The sequence below is a fragment of the Streptomyces sp. NPDC057623 genome (genome assembly GCF_042800355.1).
GTDB lineage: Bacteria > Actinomycetota > Actinomycetes > Streptomycetales > Streptomycetaceae > Streptomyces.
The window spans coordinates 118,897-132,976 of the sequence record NZ_JBHVGZ010000024.1 but is presented as its reverse complement, the minus strand read 5'-3'; the positions used below and the strand labels follow the sequence as shown (position 1 = coordinate 132,976).

Below are 14,080 nucleotides of genomic sequence, written 5' to 3'. Positions count from 1 at the left end.
CCGAGGACGGACACCCCCCGACGCGGCCCCGACCCACAACCTCACGCCCCCGCGCTCCACGAGCCCCCACCGAACCCGCACAGGCGCCGCAGGCACAGACGCGCACCCCCACCCACCAGCAACAGACCACGGCAGGCACCCCACCCGCCCCACCAGCCGGAGGCACCCACCCCGGCCACCCCTCGAACATCCGCGCACCAGGAGATAGCCTCCGCCCATGGCAAACGGGCAGTGGTACCCACCTGAGTGGCCGGACCGCATCCGTGCGCTCGCGGACGGGAGTCTCACCCCCGTCGTCCCCAAGCGCGCGGCCACCGTCATGCTGCTCAGGGACGCCGAAGCCACAGCCGGTCCTGCCGTGCACATGCTGCGCCGCCGCGCGTCCATGGCCTTCGCGGGTGGGGCGTACGCCTACCCCGGCGGCGGCGTCGATCCGCGCGACGAGCATCAGATCCGCTGGGCGGGCCCCACGCGCGCGTGGTGGGCCCAGCGGCTGGGCGTCGACGAGGCGACGGCTCAGGCGATCGTCTGCGCGGCCGTGCGGGAGACGTACGAGGAGGCGGGCGTCCTGCTCGCCGGGCCCACCGACGACACCGTCGTGGGCGACACCACCGGCGAGGACTGGGAGGCGGACCGCGCGGCCCTGGTCGCCCGGGACATGTCGTTCGCCGAGTTCCTGGACCGCCGCGGCCTGGCCCTGCGCTCCGACCTCCTGGGCGCCTGGACCCGCTGGATCACCCCGGAGTTCGAACCCCGCCGCTACGACACGTGGTTCTTCGTCGCCGCCCTCCCGGAGGGCCAACGCACCCGCAACGCCTCCACCGAGGCCGACCGCACGGTGTGGATCCGCCCCGCGGAGGCCGCCGCCTCGTACGACAAGGGCGAGTTGCTGATGATGCCCCCCACCATCGCGACGCTGCGTCAGCTGATCCCGTACGACACCGCCGCGCACGCCCTCGCCGCCGCCCCCGACCGCGACCTCACGCCCGTCCTGGCGCGAGCCGGCCTGGAGGACGGCGAGATCGTGCTGTCCTGGCCCGGCCACGACGAGTTCACCAAGCACATCCCGACCGGCCAGGCCCCCGCATGACCACGCCCGCAGTACCCGCGACACCGGCACCGCCCACAGCTCTGGAAGGCCCCCTCGTATGACGGACGCAGCAGCCCTCCCCGGCCAGCCGCGAGGCGGAGTCCTCACCGGCCCCGCCACCCCCCGCGCCGTCAACGTCCTCGCGCCCAACCCCTCCGCGATGACCCTGGACGGAACCAACACCTGGCTCCTCTCCGAGCCGGACTCCGACCTGACGGTCGTCGTCGACCCCGGCCCCCTGGACGAGGGACACCTGCGCAACGTCGTCGCGATGGCCGAGAAGTCCGGCAAGCGCATCGCCCTGACCCTGCTCACGCACGGTCACCCGGACCACGCCGCGGGCGCCGTACGCTTCGCCGAACTGACCGGCACGCACGTGCGTGCCCTGGACCCGGCGTTGCGCCTCGGCGACGAGGGACTCGCCGCCGGGGACGTGGTGAACGTCGGCGGACTGGAACTGCGTGTCGTTCCGACGCCGGGCCACACCGCCGACTCGCTCTGCTTCCACCTCCCGGCCGACCGCGCGGTCGTGACCGGCGACACGATCCTGGGCCGCGGCACGACGGTCGTGGCGCATCCCGACGGCCGCCTGGGCGACTACCTGGACTCGCTGCGGCGGCTCAGGTCCCTCACGGTGGACGACGGCGTCCACACCGTCCTCCCGGGCCACGGCCCCGTCCTGGAGGACGCCCAGGGCGCCGTCGAGTTCTACCTCGCCCACCGCGCCCACCGCCTCGCCCAGGTCGAGACGGCCGTCGAGGACGGCTACGGCTCACCGGCCGAGGTCGTCGCCCACGTGTACGCGGACGTGGACCGCTCCCTGTGGCCGGCGGCCGAGCTGTCGGTACGGGCGCAGCTGGACTATCTGGAGGAGCACGGCCTCATCTAGCGAGCGCCCGAACTGCCAAGTTCCCGGGCCCCCGAGCCCCGCACGTCATCTGAGGCCGCTCACCAGCGCCGCTCATCAGGGCCGCGGCGCTTTGACGCCGTGCACGCGCGCGTACTCCTGCGCGAGCCACGGCCCGAGATCATCGACATGGGACCGGAGTACACCCGCGTCGCCCGTCGGCTCGTACCCGAGCACGGCCGCCGTCCGCATCTGCTCGGCCCGCACGGGGTAGTACGCCCCGAAGGCTTCCGCCATCTCCCTCAAATCGCTGGTCCATCCGCCCCAGCGAGGCATGACCAGCGTGAACCCGGTCCGCACCAGATGCCGCGACATGAACCGCACGAGCGGCCTGCGTGCGTCCTCGCTGTCATCGACCCCGGCGATCCGCTCCCGCCAGCGGGGCAGCAGGAGGGCGAGATCGCCGTTGGTCTCCCGCGCGAGCAGCGCGTCGGGCCGGTAGCGCGGCAGGCACTCGGCGAGATCGGCCCCGAGCAGGGGCGTACAGAGGCAGGCGACGAACCATCCGAGGTCGTAGGTCTCCAGATCGCTCAGCAGCCGTCCGCGGCTGTACAGCAGCGTCCCGGCCCCGTCGATCTGCGCGAACTCGTCGTCCAGCCCCTCGTCGAGCACGCGCGCGTCCGCCCGGTCCGCCTCGGTCGGCTCCTCGCGCAGGGCGACCAGCAGGTCCAGGTCGCTGCGCCCCACACGCGCGGTGCCGCGCGGAAGGGACCCGTAGAGGTAGGCGCTGTCCAGCCGCGCCCCGAACACGTCGAGCAGGCGGTCCCGCGCGGCTGCGACGACGGGCCGGAACGGGCGGGGAACACGCCCGAGGGACCCTTCGCGCGCGATGAATCCCTGGGCGTCGAGCCCTCTGTCGGGCCCGCTCTCGGGCCCGCTGCTGAGAACGGTTTCGGCCATGAGGCCACTGTGCCCTGATGTGCGGCCCGCCCGGAGGATCCAGGCAGGCTGCGACACGCCGTCCCCACCGCCGAAGGCCTACGCCCCCGTCAGCTCCACCTGAACCTCGACCTCCACCGGCGCGTCCAGCGGAAGCACGGCCACGCCCACCGCGCTGCGCGCGTGGACGCCCTTGTCGCCGAGGACCTCGCCGAGGAGTTCGCTCGCACCGTTGAGGACGGCGGGCTGACCGGTGAAGTCCGAGGCCGAGGCCACGAAGCCCACGACCTTCACCACGCGCGCGATGCGGTCCAGGTCACCCGCCACCGACTTCACGGCCGCGAGGGCGTTCAGGGCACAGACACGGGCGAGTTCCTTGGCCTCCTCGGGGGTGACCTCCGCGCCCACCTTGCCGGTGACCGGGAGCTTGCCCTCCACCATCGGGAGCTGGCCGGCGGTGTAGACGTACACACCCGACTGGACCGCCGGCTGGTACGCGGCCAGCGGAGGGACGACCGCCGGAAGCTTCAGACCCAGCTCGGCGAGCTTCGCCTCGACCGCGCTCACGCCTGCTTCTCCCGCTTCAGGTAGGCCACGAGCTGCTCGGGGTTGTTCGGCCCGGGCACGACCTGGACGAGCTCCCAGCCGTCCTCGCCCCAGGTGTCCAGAATCTGCTTCGTGGCGTGGACGAGCAGCGGCACGGTTGCGTACTCATACTTAACGGGTGACACCATGAACCCCATGTTTCCTGAAGTCGTGAGCGGCATGACAACTCACGCGGCGAGCTACGTGCGGCAATCAGCCGCCCGTGGGAACAAGAGCGAGGCTAGCCCGGCCTCCCAGCGTGCCGCTAACAAGGCCCGGTACGACCAACTTCCCGGCAACGCCGTGTGGTGCGGACACTACGAGGACATCGGCATCTCCGCCTTCAACGGCAAGACCCGCCCCCAGTTCGAGCGACTCCTCAACGACTGCCGCGCCGGGCGCGTGAACATGGTGATCGTCTACTACGTGTCGCGGCTGTCTCGCATGGAGCCCTTGGACGCGATCCCGATCGTCACCGAGTTGCTGAACCTCGGTGTTGTGCTCGTCAGCGTCACTGAAGGCGAGTTTCGCAAGGGCAACTTGATGGACCTGATCCATCTGATCATGCGTCTCGACGCCGCTCACCAGGAGAGCAAGAACAAGAGCATCGCGGTCAAGGACACAGCAAGGGCAGCCCGCGAACTGGGCGGCTACGTCGGTGGAAAGGCGCCGTACGGACGGAAACTCAGGGAAGAGATCCGCACGAACCACGAAGGAAAGCCGGTTGCCGTACAGCTTCTTGAGACCGAAGAGGACGAGGCGAAGGTCATCAGGGACGTGTGGGAAACCATCAAGCTCCACAAGCACGTTCCAAGCGCTACCGTGATTGGCCGCGAAGCGCCAGGCAGTGTCGGAAACATCGTTGCACAACTCAATCGCGACGACATCCCGACGCAAGGCGCCTCTCGCGGAAAGAAGACGAAAAACGGGCAGTGGCACACTGGAACTCTCATGCGAATTCTTCGACATCCGCATGTGGCCGGTTTTCATACTGAGCCAATTTACGAACCCCAGAAAAGCAATCCAGAGAAACTGAAGGTCGTCGGCCACAAGATCGTACGAGATGAAATGGGCCATCCGGTTAAATCCTGGAAACCGATTCTCGACCCGGCAGACTGGTACGAGCTACAAGCATGGCTGGACAAGCGCCCGAAGCGGAAATGGGAGAGCAGAATTTCGACACTGCTCAGCTCACAGGAAATCCTGGAATGCGAATGCACACGCCCTATGGGCGGCGGTAATTCCAAGAAGCCGCGAGGAGGTTCGTATTCCTGCTCTCGCCAGCGAGGCGTGCGGCCCAAGAACGGCGAACACGAAGGGGGGGTATCGATCTCGCATTATTCGCTGGACGACTACGTAGCCCGGCGCATCTTCGCGGTGATCCAAACAGCAGAAGAAAACCCGGAGTCGCTCGAAATCATCAGGGCAGCTACAGAGCTGTACGGGATGAAGCAGGAGGCGCCGGAGCGTGCCCAGGAACGCGCCACGCTACTAGTGGAACGGGCCGACGCTGTACGAGCTCTTGAAACGCTGTACGACATGCAAGTTTCGTACATGGGCAACGAGATCGGACGCAACCGATTCGCGAAGGAAGTTGCGACACAAGAAGCCAGAATGGCAGGAGCAGAGCAACGAATCGCGGAAATCGCCTCCCTCGATTCCCCTGTCTTGCCGATCGGAGAATGGCTGAACCTGGAAGATCCTCTAGCGGATCCGCTAGGCCCCGGGTCCTGGTGGCACAGTGCCGACCTTGCTGAACGGCGGGATTTCGTGGCGTGCTTCATCAAGAAGATCGTAATTCGCAAGGCTCTACCTCACGAGAAGTCACGTGGAAAGAATGCACGGTCGGAGGTTCGAGCCCGGACAACAATCCATTGGATGACTTCACCAAAAGACAACGATGACCGTTCATGAACCGTGACGCGCCATAACTAGCGACAGTGACCGCCGAGGGTCTCAGTCGACGTGATGCGACTGAGACCCCTTTCTGTTTATTATCGCGACTCCACAGCCGCTATCAGTGGCTGGAAATGGGTGAGAAAGGCACCGCCCGTCGACCTCAACTCAACAGCTTCAATAAAGAGATTACACAATACTCTCCCACCTCTTCCAGCCAGCTCGTTCTTAAGTGCAACTGCCGCACCAAAGAAGGCCCAGGAGCTCGACCTAAAGGCGAAGGTCCCCACCTCTGGACAGTCGGCAATCCGAAATTCGACTCTCACACCCGGTTGCGGACCCAGCCCATTCGCCGCACAGTTCTTCCGTTTCTCAATTTCGAGGGGACATCCGCATGGAGTTCCTATCCTTTCTGCGGGTGAAAGGATCACGGCCCCGTCGCAATGATGAATCACTCCGGATTGATCCCATTGCACCATCTCTAGCTGAACGGAATCCGCGCTGTCCAGCAGGACTCGAAAGCGGCCACTATTCAGCACGCCCTCAAGCCGATCCCTCACCGTTTTGTCCTCACTCGCCAAACGCCACCTATCCAACGGTTCAGGCCGATTGCCTTTCCTGCGCCCGAAGAGGATCACCCCCACATAATCCTTAGGTGGCATACTTCCACCCCTCGGCGATCATGTCTCTTCTGAATTCGCGTAGGGCGGCTAGGTCTTCGGCTATTCCGACTGCGAAGTCCGCTTCGGCCGGGGAGTGGCCGGAGCCGACGTAGCGCCAGGCAGATTCAGTGACGGTGTCTTCGCCCTCCTGGGCGAAGAGGCCGCCGCCCTGGTGATCCGCTCGCACGGCGCGGAGTGCTCCGTATGTGGTGGAGTACTGACGGGATTTGGTGAGGATGTGGCCCCGGTATCCGAGCGCGTGAGCCCAAGCCCGGAGCTTCAGTTCTTCCAGATCCGCAAGGCCGCCCAGGCGCCAGCAGGCAGCCATGAGGGCGCGCAGGTGGGCATTGACTGGGGCGAGGCGGATGCTGTCGAAGTCGCGTATGCGGTAGTCGATGCCGCCCGCGTCGCCGACGCTCTTGGAGACGTATTTCGCGACGTAGGCCGCAACGGCGTTGTCGGTGACTGCCGATGATTCGGTGAATGCGTCGCTGCGGATCGGATGTACGTCGAGCTGTTTTCCCCATCTGACGACCCGTTCACCGGTCGCCGGGGAGTACGGCGTATGTACCTCTATTTGGTCGGCAGCCGACCGCACGGCGCGTTCAAGGAGTTCGGTCGTGGCCCACAGTGGCGCGGGCGAGGAAGGTCCGTCGGGTCCGTCGAGGCGGATCACCGCGTGGAAGTGCACGGCCCCGCGCTTCTGGTATTCGGCGACTTTCGCGAAGGACACCGTCAGGTGTTCGCGTAGGCGGGTTTGTGTGATTCCTGCGGCGGTCGCCAGATGCCGCCTGAGCATGTGGCAATAGCGGTTCCACAGGGCGCCGGCGGAAGCGTGCCAGAGAACGTGTCCGGTGTAGTCGTAGCAGTCCGGGCAGAGCGGCTGGCCCACCGCAGAATCCGTGTCGGCGTGCTTTTGGCCGCAGCCGAGGGGCCGCCCGTGTTCGCAGACTCCGCCGTCCCGTCGAGGGCGGCATACAGCCCTGTCCGGGGTGCTGGCACGGTGCACCGCGCCGAAGGAGGGGGCAGTGAGGGTGACGAAGAGCCGGGGGTGACGCTGCACGCCGTCCGTGACGCCCTTGCCGCCCAGGAGACCGGAGCGGACCAGGTGGAAGGTGTCGCCCGCGTGGAGGTAGGAGCACGGTTTGCAGCGCGTCTCTCGGCGGTTGCGGCAGCGGACCGGCATACGGCCGCCGGGATCGTCACCGGTGTCGTAGTGCCTCAGCACCTCGCCGGTAATCGCGTCGCGGGTTGTAGTGCGCCCGGCTAGGTAGATGGGGTGGGCGCACCCGCCGATAGATTTAATTTGTTCGAGCCAGCGCGGGAATCCGGGTTCGTGGACGAGCCGGATAAGGTCGCGCTCGGTGGGAGAAAGAAGGCGCAGACGCTCAGCCTCATTGAGGACTGAGCGCCGCGCCTTATCCGATATCGGATACACAGGTGGCCCCCTTTCGCGAGGGATAGGCGCGACGTTCATGGGTCAACTCTCTTTTCGGCTTGCCTCGGCTGCGAATTCGACTCGGCTTTGATCAGCCAGAAGAGAATGGAGTGCGACAGGTGGTCAGTTCTCTACGGGAGCAGGCAGCCGTAACTCGTCTAGCCCCACTTGCTCTTATTGCGGGTCAAGATATTCGGACTTGACCCAGCCCCACTTACCCTTGTTCGGCCCACTGGCGACCTTTCCGTAGTCCCACTTGAATTCCTTGTTGCAGTACTCGGTAAATCGAGTGCCCTTTCGCAGGATTCCGAGAGAGGTATACTTGATGCCCGCCCCCTTCCGCAGGTTTACAGCGGCGGTAGCCTTGTTCGGCTGCGGCCAAGCCCATTCCCAGTCGCACGCCTTGGGCAAGGACGCTGCCGAAGCGGCGGGGGCGGTGGCTATACCGGCCCCTATGACGCTCAGGCCGAGCGAGCTTGCCGCAAGGGAACGGGTAAGGTTCTGACGGAGCTTCATTTCATTTCTCCTCTGAGAGAAATTTCGGGGCAACCTTGTGCCACCCCTGGGATTCTTTTCCGGCGTCAGCCGAAAAAGAGGCTTCCGATTGCCTTGACGATTGCCCACACGGGATAGGCGAATGGCGTCCCGGCGAGAAGGAATCCGAAGAGGGCGATCAGTGTTGCCTGATAGGCCCGGATTTCGCGTGACCGTGAGGTCAGGACGACGTACAGGAACAGGAATGAGTCGATGACCCAGATATGTGTCTGTGTCATGCCGCGATTCCTCCTTTCTGGAAGGTGACGGGGTCGGGTTGGGTCAGGAACGGATCCTGGGGCGGATCGCTCCGGGCGATCTCGGCCGCCTCGGCGGTGGAGACCGGACGGGAGCGTGCGCGCATCCACCGGCCGCCCGTGGCGATGACGGCGACGCCTTGTTCGTCCTCGGTGATGTTCTGCGCGGTGATCACGGCGTCCGGGTTGATGTCGCCCAAGGTCATCTCGGCCGACGCCGCGTCGTGGGCACGATGGGCGACGCGTCCGCCGAGCTGGGCGCGCAGTGCGGTCACGCGGGGGCCGAGGTCGGAGCCGACCCGCTGTCCGGCGATGACCAGGTGGACGCCGAGCGCCGCGCCGAGTTGGGCGATGCGCAGCAGCAGGGTTCCGCACTGCTCCGCCACATCCTTCGATTCGCGGGAGCCGTCGGTCAGGTACAGCTCTGCCAGCTCGTCGACGATCACGACGAGTGGCACCGGCCGCTGTTCCTCGTCCAGCTCCCAGACGGACCGCTTGCCCCAGGTGCGGCACCACCGCATCCGCGCCTGGATCTCGTCGGTGAGGCCGGACAGCACGCCGAGTGCTTGTGTCCGGTCAGTGGCGAGAGCGGTCAGCCGTCCGCCGAACAGCCCGAGTTCCATGCCGCCCTTGCAGTCGATGCCGACCAGGGCGACCGGCTGGGGCGCCAGCGCGAGCACCAGTGCCGCCAGGAGCGAGGACTTGCCGGACTGCGTGGCCCCCGTGATGAGCCAGTGAGGAACGCGCCGCAGGTCGATCAGCCACGGGCCGCCGTCCTCGAATCGGCCCACGTCAGCCGCCATGAGCACATGGCCCGGCGAACGGCTCGAAGGGACGTCACCGGTCAGTGGATCAGCGGCGGTGACCTCGATGACCACCTGTCCCCGGCGAGGCGAGGTGACCCGGACACTGTGCACGCGCCAGGTGTGTTCCATGGCACGGGCCGCCGCGTAGTACGGCGCCGGGGTCTGTCCCGGATGCAGCAGCACTCGCAGCTTCAGCCCGTTAGCTGTCGGCACCGGCCAGGACAGCCGGGGAGGCTTCGGCTTGAGTGCCTGCCCCTGCACCACGAGATCACGGCCGATCACCCGGCTCGTCGGGTGCGTGCTCACCGACAGCCCGTTGAGGTAGGCCAGCCGCCGCCAGGTCGACACGATCCTCAGTGCGGTGCCCGGGTAGCCGGCCAGCCACCAGCGCCACGGCCACCGCAGCACCGGGACACCCCGCGCCTCCAGACGCGGTTCCCACCAGCGCTGCGTGAGCACACCGACGATGATCAGCGCCGTCAGGATCCACACCACCAGGGAGGCCGGCATCAGGCGTCACCGTCCCTGGCGCCCGGCTTGGTGCGCGCCAGCACGAGCCGCGCGCGCATCATGGCCGTCTCGGCATGACGGGCCGTCAAGGAGAGGAGGAAGCGGATGGTGGTGTTGTCGTCGGACGTGGCCAACAGCGCCTCGGTCCCGGCGAGTGTCCGCAGGTCCCGCAGCAATGACCCGAAGTGACCGTCGACGCAGAACACCGGGTCGTCGTCACCCACGGGCACGTCCACGTCGTCCAGACCGGCCACCACCCGCATCTCCAAGGCCATGCGTTCGGCATCCTCGGCGAGCAGCCGCGCGCACGGTTCCTTGCAGGCGTACACCGACCCGTCGTCCAGCGGGTTGTGGCCCACCTCCACGGACGTGATCTTGTCCTTGAGGAAGTCGGCCCCGCACAGCACGCAGGCCATACCGTCGCCCTGAGGACCGTTGACGTTGTAGAAGGGACGGCTCATCAGGAATCACCCGCCGACTTCCCGCGCGACCCGGAAGCCGGAGCAGCCGGCACCGAACCGCCGCCCGAGCCCGTCGCGGGCGTGATCGCGTCAGCCCGGTAGCTCGTACCGGTCCGGCCCTCCAGCGCCCAGTCACGAGCCCACAGATTCGCGACCTTGACCTCACCGCCCTCCGTCAGCCCTTGCGGCTGCCCCACGGTGGTCACGTGGATCTCATCGAGCCGCCGCCCCTCCAACTGGCGGACGACCAGCCCCGTGATCCACAACGGGTTGCCCTCACGGTCCCTGCGCTGTTCACCCTCCAGCGTCGTACGCGGCTCCGGCGCGATCAGGCAACGAATCGCACCCAACCGCCCGACCTCGATCGGCTTGTCTTCCAAGGGAATCCACCTCACTTCAGAGTTCACCCACACATCCACTTCTCCGGATGAGCTGGGGTGACCATCATTACTTGGACAGCGAAATCAGGTCAACCTCTTATCCGGATGTGTGGGGCCGGGTATACGTGAGACGGCACACCACTTATCCTCATGAGTGCATCTGCGCCCGCCTATACCACGCCCCACTGACAAGCCCCCGGCACGACGACTGACCGCACAGACGTCGAGCACCCCGTGAACTATCTGCCGCCGACCTCAGAAGGACACCCAGCCATGCCAGCCCGAGAGCACATCGAACGCGCCCCGTCCATGTACATGCAGATCGCTCAGCGCATGGCCAACGACATCCGCCGAGGCCGCTACCAGCCCGGCGAACTGTTGCCGTCCGAGAGCCAGATGGTCGAGATGTACGGGGTCGGCAAGCACACCGTACGCACCGCCATCGCCGAGCTGCGCAGCATGGGACTGGTCGAGTCGCAGCAGGGCAAGGGGAGCATCGTCCTGGCCTTTGCCGGCGGACTTCCCGCAACCCGCATTGAACGGTCCATCCAGCGCACGACGAAGGGGAGCTGGAGCCTTCCCGAGGCCACGGAGGCGGAGGCGCCCGCTGTCAGCAGGAGCACGCTGGAAGGCCGCCCGGCAGCCCTGTTGGACCAGCAGGACCAGGACGCCATCAACGTGGACCGCACCCTGTACGACCCCGCAACCGGCGCCCGCATGGCCCACCGGGTCCTGATCCCGCTCGCCACCGCAGCCAAGGTTCCCACCCTCGCCGAGCAGCCCGACGCCGAAGTAGCCGAGCTGTACCAGCAGCTTGCCGACGCCGGACTCAGCCTGTCGTTCACCGAACACGTCACCGCTCGCATTCCTTTCCCGGACGAGCGCACCGCACTTGGACTCAGCGACGCCAGCCCCCTGCTGATCGCCTACCGCGTGACCGCCGACGCCGACCAGGACCGCCCGCTGCTGTGCGAGGAGCTGAAGGCACCCGCCGCCACCTGTCAGCTCGTCTTCCCCGTGACGCCGACGAAGGCCCCCGCCAAGCGCGCCGCCAAGCGCCCCTCCCGATCGGCGTAACTTCTCTTTACTTGCTTCAAGCGCCCCTCCCGATCGGCGTAACTTCTCTTTACTTGCTTCAAGGGCGCGCCTACGGCGCGCCGGGCGGCTCTGGCCGCCTCGGCCGGGCATGCGGCCTCCGGCCGGTCCCGTCCGGACGACCAGCCGCCCGACCGCCACCACAGCCCCACCAAGCAGAGAAGCCCCCCGCGGAATCGTCGCGAGGGGCTTCACCGTGTGCCCCGTCAGCCACGAGCGATCCGAGCCAGGAGAGCGGGGTCCGCGCTTCCCGTCACGGGCGCCAACTCCGTCCGGCCACGCTGGGTTCACCAAGGACACCCGCGCACCCCCACCATGGCACGCAACGCCGTGACAAACCCGGTTCCGGCCGGTGGTACCAGGGACGCTATAGCGCGCCCCTGGACCCCGCCCAGCGTGGCAACCTCACGCGCGAATGCGGGTTTCGTCGTGGCTCATGCCCATGCGCGCGTGAAGTCACCACGCACGTGATCAGCACCCTTCCCCCGTCGAGGGGTACCGCACCGACCTCCAGCCATGTGCCGGCGAACGCTCGCCCCGATGCCGCTGGCCCCTACTGCCGGCAGGTGTCAGCGTGCTTCTTCGCCGCGAACCGTGCCGGACCGAACCCCGTGATCAGGATCGGACGCGGGCACCCTTCGCAGCGGATGAACTCACCACGCCGGTCCGTCTCGATCCACACATGCGAACCCTCAGCCGTCCGCCAGACGTCATGCCGCCCCATCCTGTAACTCCCCTTCCCTCTCATCCGCCATCCGCTGGAACTCCACCACCCGCGCCGCCCTCATGGCCGCCGCCCCACGCAGTCTCCGGGCGACCAGCCGCGCGCCCTCCAGGCGGAGCCACACCCTCGGTTCCCCGTGGGCACCCACGTGCGCCACGGCCCGCACCATGCGCACGTCCACACCCAGCGCCGCCATGGCCGCGTTCAACTCCTCGGCAACTTCGTTGGCTTCCCGCCAAGGCGGCACGTAGTCCATTTCGCGAACGAATATCGCATCGTCCGCACCGCCAAAGCCCCCGTCCGACGATGTGTCATTCATTGCGCAAACCCACTCCAGCCACGGCCGCGCTGGTCACAGCAGCCGACAATCCTTGCCCACTCGAACGTTCATCCAGAGAATTCCGGGAAGCGAGCCCACTCTCACCCGGTTTCCAACCCACTACTTTCCGTAAGGACGGCTGCGCACCGTCACCCCTTAAGCGACCAAACAGTCTGTTCCGTGGCCAGCGCCGGGATCGGCGCGGCACTCAACGCCAGGACCCTGCCACAGGAGGTTCGCACCACCGGCACAGCCAGTCTCAGCAGGCCAGCGAGGGGGCGTCTGTGCACCAACGGCTACCGCAGCTCGCCGCCCTGCCGAGACGAAGCACGTCGCCCACACAGGTCCACCTGCCCACCGAAAAAGAACCGCACGGTCTGTTCTAGACGCGCCAAGTGTGGGGCCCTATCCTCGACGACGTCAAGCACGGCATTTCTGAAGACCTGTCAGGTATCCCGGTTTCCGCTCACCGGTTACGGAGTCAAACCAAGGAAGGTCGAAGCAATTCCGGTACAGGTGAACGCAGTTGACGCAGTCGGCGATCAAAGCCGGTTCTCCACCCGGTCGGCAGTGCCCTTGTTCGCGCCCCAGACCTGCACAAGGACCGACCTTCAGCCACGACACCTTCACGAGTCCGGGCCTTACTCCTGCTTAGCCAGCACCTCTCAGCCTGCCGACCAGGTCCGACCTCTGGCGCAACGCTCGGAAGCACCCGCGCCCAATTACATCCAGACCCAAATTTCACCCTGAAGGTGAGAACAGATGAACGAGCCTCAGAAACCGCGCCGTCGACAGTCCCAGCGCGCCAAATCAACCAGACAGCAAATCATGTCCGCAGCGGGCTTGCTTTTCGAAGAGAAAGGATACGAAGGAGCGGCGATCAACGAAATCATCGAACTCGCAGGAACAAACAAGGGAGGATTCTATTTCCATTTCCCAGGAGGAAGACTGGACCTGGCAGTGGCCATCCTTGAAGCAACACTAACCAGGGAGGGACTACAGCCGCAGGAACTCAAGCTCCAAGAAGTGGTAGACACCGGCGCAATTCTTGCCTACAGAATCACCGAGGAGGCCGGCCTACGGGCAGCCCTGCGCCTGTCCATCCACAAGAACGCACGGGACACCTACGGAACGCCCTGGCCCGACTGGATCACAGTTAACACCGACCAGCTGACCGAGGCCCAACGCAGAGGCGAACTGAGAGCGGGAGTAACTCCCACCGAAGAGGCTTACCAAATTGCAGGCGCATGGGCCGGCCTTGTACTCACCAGTGAGGCAGTTGACGGGCACTTGGACAACGTCGAAGAAAGAGTTGCCCGAATGTATATGAACCTCATGAGCGCGATTGCGCATCCCGGCACCCTGCCAGAAATTGACTTCTCTGCGGACCGGGGCCGGCGACTCTATACAGCCCACCTTGAACGAAAGAATGCTTCACCGTCCGGCGACATGACGTAACTGCGACGCTCGCCGGATATGGTCGCGCGACAGCTAAAGCTGCTACCGGTTCGAAACTAGCAATTCCATTCCATGGTGT

General features: G+C 66.2%; 16 protein-coding genes. 5 read left to right on the top strand and 11 right to left on the bottom strand.

All coding sequences use genetic code 11. The features are described from left to right. The first annotated feature begins 217 nt into the window (after positions 1–217). The gene (locus tag ACFU95_RS24635) at positions 218–1,090 is read left to right on the top strand and encodes an NUDIX hydrolase (RefSeq protein WP_383831359.1); all 873 of its coding nucleotides are present in this window, start codon (positions 218–220) and stop codon (positions 1,088–1,090) included. 58 nt (positions 1,091–1,148) lie between these two features. After that, positions 1,149–1,979, top strand: coding sequence for an MBL fold metallo-hydrolase (locus ACFU95_RS24630; RefSeq protein WP_383831357.1), 831 nt, complete (start codon positions 1,149–1,151; stop codon positions 1,977–1,979). Between the two features lie 75 nt (positions 1,980–2,054). Here ACFU95_RS24630 and ACFU95_RS24625 read toward each other — a convergent pair whose 3' ends face one another. The 3 genes from ACFU95_RS24625 to ACFU95_RS24615 all read right to left on the bottom strand — a co-directional run bounded on the left by ACFU95_RS24625 (position 2,055) and on the right by ACFU95_RS24615 (position 3,610). Then, on the bottom strand, positions 2,055–2,897 hold the full coding sequence (locus tag ACFU95_RS24625; RefSeq protein WP_383831356.1) for a nucleotidyltransferase domain-containing protein: 843 nt from the start codon (positions 2,895–2,897) through the stop codon (positions 2,055–2,057). A 78-nt stretch (positions 2,898–2,975) separates the two neighbouring features. Continuing rightward, positions 2,976–3,443 (bottom strand): RidA family protein, encoded by a 468-nt coding sequence (locus ACFU95_RS24620; RefSeq protein ID WP_383831354.1) that lies wholly within the window; start codon positions 3,441–3,443, stop codon positions 2,976–2,978. Next, on the bottom strand, positions 3,440–3,610 hold the full coding sequence (locus ACFU95_RS24615; protein WP_369390941.1) for a DUF4177 domain-containing protein: 171 nt from the start codon (positions 3,608–3,610) through the stop codon (positions 3,440–3,442). Before ACFU95_RS24615 ends, ACFU95_RS24620 begins: the two co-directional genes overlap by 4 nt. A 7-nt stretch (positions 3,611–3,617) precedes the next feature. Here ACFU95_RS24615 and ACFU95_RS24610 point away from each other — a divergent pair, with 7 nt between their 5' ends. Then, complete coding sequence (locus ACFU95_RS24610; RefSeq protein WP_383831352.1) at positions 3,618–5,375, top strand: recombinase family protein; 1,758 nt, start codon at positions 3,618–3,620, stop codon at positions 5,373–5,375. Between the two features lie 80 nt (positions 5,376–5,455). Here ACFU95_RS24610 and ACFU95_RS24605 read toward each other — a convergent pair whose 3' ends face one another. From ACFU95_RS24605 to ACFU95_RS24575, 7 genes are all read right to left on the bottom strand, one after another. Continuing rightward, positions 5,456–6,019, bottom strand: coding sequence for a hypothetical protein (locus ACFU95_RS24605; RefSeq protein WP_383831351.1), 564 nt, complete (start codon positions 6,017–6,019; stop codon positions 5,456–5,458). Further along, positions 6,009–7,457: a replication initiator gene (locus tag ACFU95_RS24600; RefSeq protein WP_383831349.1), complete on the bottom strand. Its 1,449-nt coding sequence runs from the start codon at positions 7,455–7,457 to the stop codon at positions 6,009–6,011. The genes ACFU95_RS24605 and ACFU95_RS24600 overlap by 11 nt, the downstream gene beginning before the upstream one ends. 174 nt (positions 7,458–7,631) lie before the next feature. Further along, positions 7,632–7,973 carry an SH3 domain-containing protein gene (locus ACFU95_RS24595; RefSeq protein ID WP_383831347.1) on the bottom strand — a complete coding sequence of 114 codons (342 nt, stop codon included), beginning with the start codon at positions 7,971–7,973 and terminating at the stop codon, positions 7,632–7,634. Between the two features lie 65 nt (positions 7,974–8,038). Further along, entirely contained in the window at positions 8,039–8,230 is a 192-nt protein-coding gene (locus ACFU95_RS24590; protein WP_062723942.1) for a hypothetical protein, read from the bottom strand. Further along, complete coding sequence (locus tag ACFU95_RS24585; RefSeq protein WP_383831345.1) at positions 8,227–9,564, bottom strand: FtsK/SpoIIIE domain-containing protein; 1,338 nt, start codon at positions 9,562–9,564, stop codon at positions 8,227–8,229. The genes ACFU95_RS24590 and ACFU95_RS24585 overlap by 4 nt, the downstream gene beginning before the upstream one ends. Further along, positions 9,564–10,025, bottom strand: coding sequence for a hypothetical protein (locus ACFU95_RS24580; RefSeq protein WP_383831343.1), 462 nt, complete (start codon positions 10,023–10,025; stop codon positions 9,564–9,566). The genes ACFU95_RS24585 and ACFU95_RS24580 overlap by 1 nt, the downstream gene beginning before the upstream one ends. Next, positions 10,025–10,405, bottom strand: coding sequence for a hypothetical protein (locus ACFU95_RS24575; RefSeq protein WP_383831341.1), 381 nt, complete (start codon positions 10,403–10,405; stop codon positions 10,025–10,027). Before ACFU95_RS24575 ends, ACFU95_RS24580 begins: the two co-directional genes overlap by 1 nt. 273 nt (positions 10,406–10,678) lie before the next feature. Between ACFU95_RS24575 and ACFU95_RS24570 the strand changes: the two genes are divergently transcribed. After that, the gene (locus tag ACFU95_RS24570; protein ID WP_383831339.1) at positions 10,679–11,482 is read left to right on the top strand and encodes a GntR family transcriptional regulator; all 804 of its coding nucleotides are present in this window, start codon (positions 10,679–10,681) and stop codon (positions 11,480–11,482) included. Between the two features lie 728 nt (positions 11,483–12,210). Here ACFU95_RS24570 and ACFU95_RS24565 read toward each other — a convergent pair. After that, positions 12,211–12,543 (bottom strand): hypothetical protein, encoded by a 333-nt coding sequence (locus tag ACFU95_RS24565; protein WP_383831337.1) that lies wholly within the window; start codon positions 12,541–12,543, stop codon positions 12,211–12,213. A 762-nt stretch (positions 12,544–13,305) separates the two neighbouring features. On the opposite strand from ACFU95_RS24565, the gene ACFU95_RS24560 reads away from it, so the two are divergent. Further along, the gene (locus tag ACFU95_RS24560) at positions 13,306–14,001 is read left to right on the top strand and encodes a TetR family transcriptional regulator (protein ID WP_383831336.1); all 696 of its coding nucleotides are present in this window, start codon (positions 13,306–13,308) and stop codon (positions 13,999–14,001) included. The last annotated feature ends 79 nt before the right edge of the window (positions 14,002–14,080 follow it).

Bases quoted from the DNA above. Each gene is read 5' to 3' on its own strand.
- ACFU95_RS24595 (WP_383831347.1), bottom strand. From the start codon at position 7,973: ATGAAGCTCCGTCAGAACCTTACCCGTTCCCTTGCGGCAAGCTCGCTC.
- ACFU95_RS24630 (WP_383831357.1), top strand. From the start codon at position 1,149: ATGACGGACGCAGCAGCCCTCCCCGGCCAGCCGCGAGGCGGAGTCCTC.
- ACFU95_RS24565 (WP_383831337.1), bottom strand. From the start codon at position 12,543: ATGAATGACACATCGTCGGACGGGGGCTTTGGCGGTGCGGACGATGCG.
- ACFU95_RS24560 (WP_383831336.1), top strand. From the start codon at position 13,306: ATGAACGAGCCTCAGAAACCGCGCCGTCGACAGTCCCAGCGCGCCAAA.
- ACFU95_RS24580 (WP_383831343.1), bottom strand. From the start codon at position 10,025: ATGAGCCGTCCCTTCTACAACGTCAACGGTCCTCAGGGCGACGGTATG.
- ACFU95_RS24590 (WP_062723942.1), bottom strand. From the start codon at position 8,230: ATGACACAGACACATATCTGGGTCATCGACTCATTCCTGTTCCTGTAC.
- ACFU95_RS24615 (WP_369390941.1), bottom strand. From the start codon at position 3,610: ATGGTGTCACCCGTTAAGTATGAGTACGCAACCGTGCCGCTGCTCGTC.
- ACFU95_RS24610 (WP_383831352.1), top strand. From the start codon at position 3,618: ATGTTTCCTGAAGTCGTGAGCGGCATGACAACTCACGCGGCGAGCTAC.
- ACFU95_RS24625 (WP_383831356.1), bottom strand. From the start codon at position 2,897: ATGGCCGAAACCGTTCTCAGCAGCGGGCCCGAGAGCGGGCCCGACAGA.
- ACFU95_RS24605 (WP_383831351.1), bottom strand. From the start codon at position 6,019: ATGCCACCTAAGGATTATGTGGGGGTGATCCTCTTCGGGCGCAGGAAA.
- ACFU95_RS24635 (WP_383831359.1), top strand. From the start codon at position 218: ATGGCAAACGGGCAGTGGTACCCACCTGAGTGGCCGGACCGCATCCGT.
- ACFU95_RS24585 (WP_383831345.1), bottom strand. From the start codon at position 9,564: ATGCCGGCCTCCCTGGTGGTGTGGATCCTGACGGCGCTGATCATCGTC.
- ACFU95_RS24570 (WP_383831339.1), top strand. From the start codon at position 10,679: ATGCCAGCCCGAGAGCACATCGAACGCGCCCCGTCCATGTACATGCAG.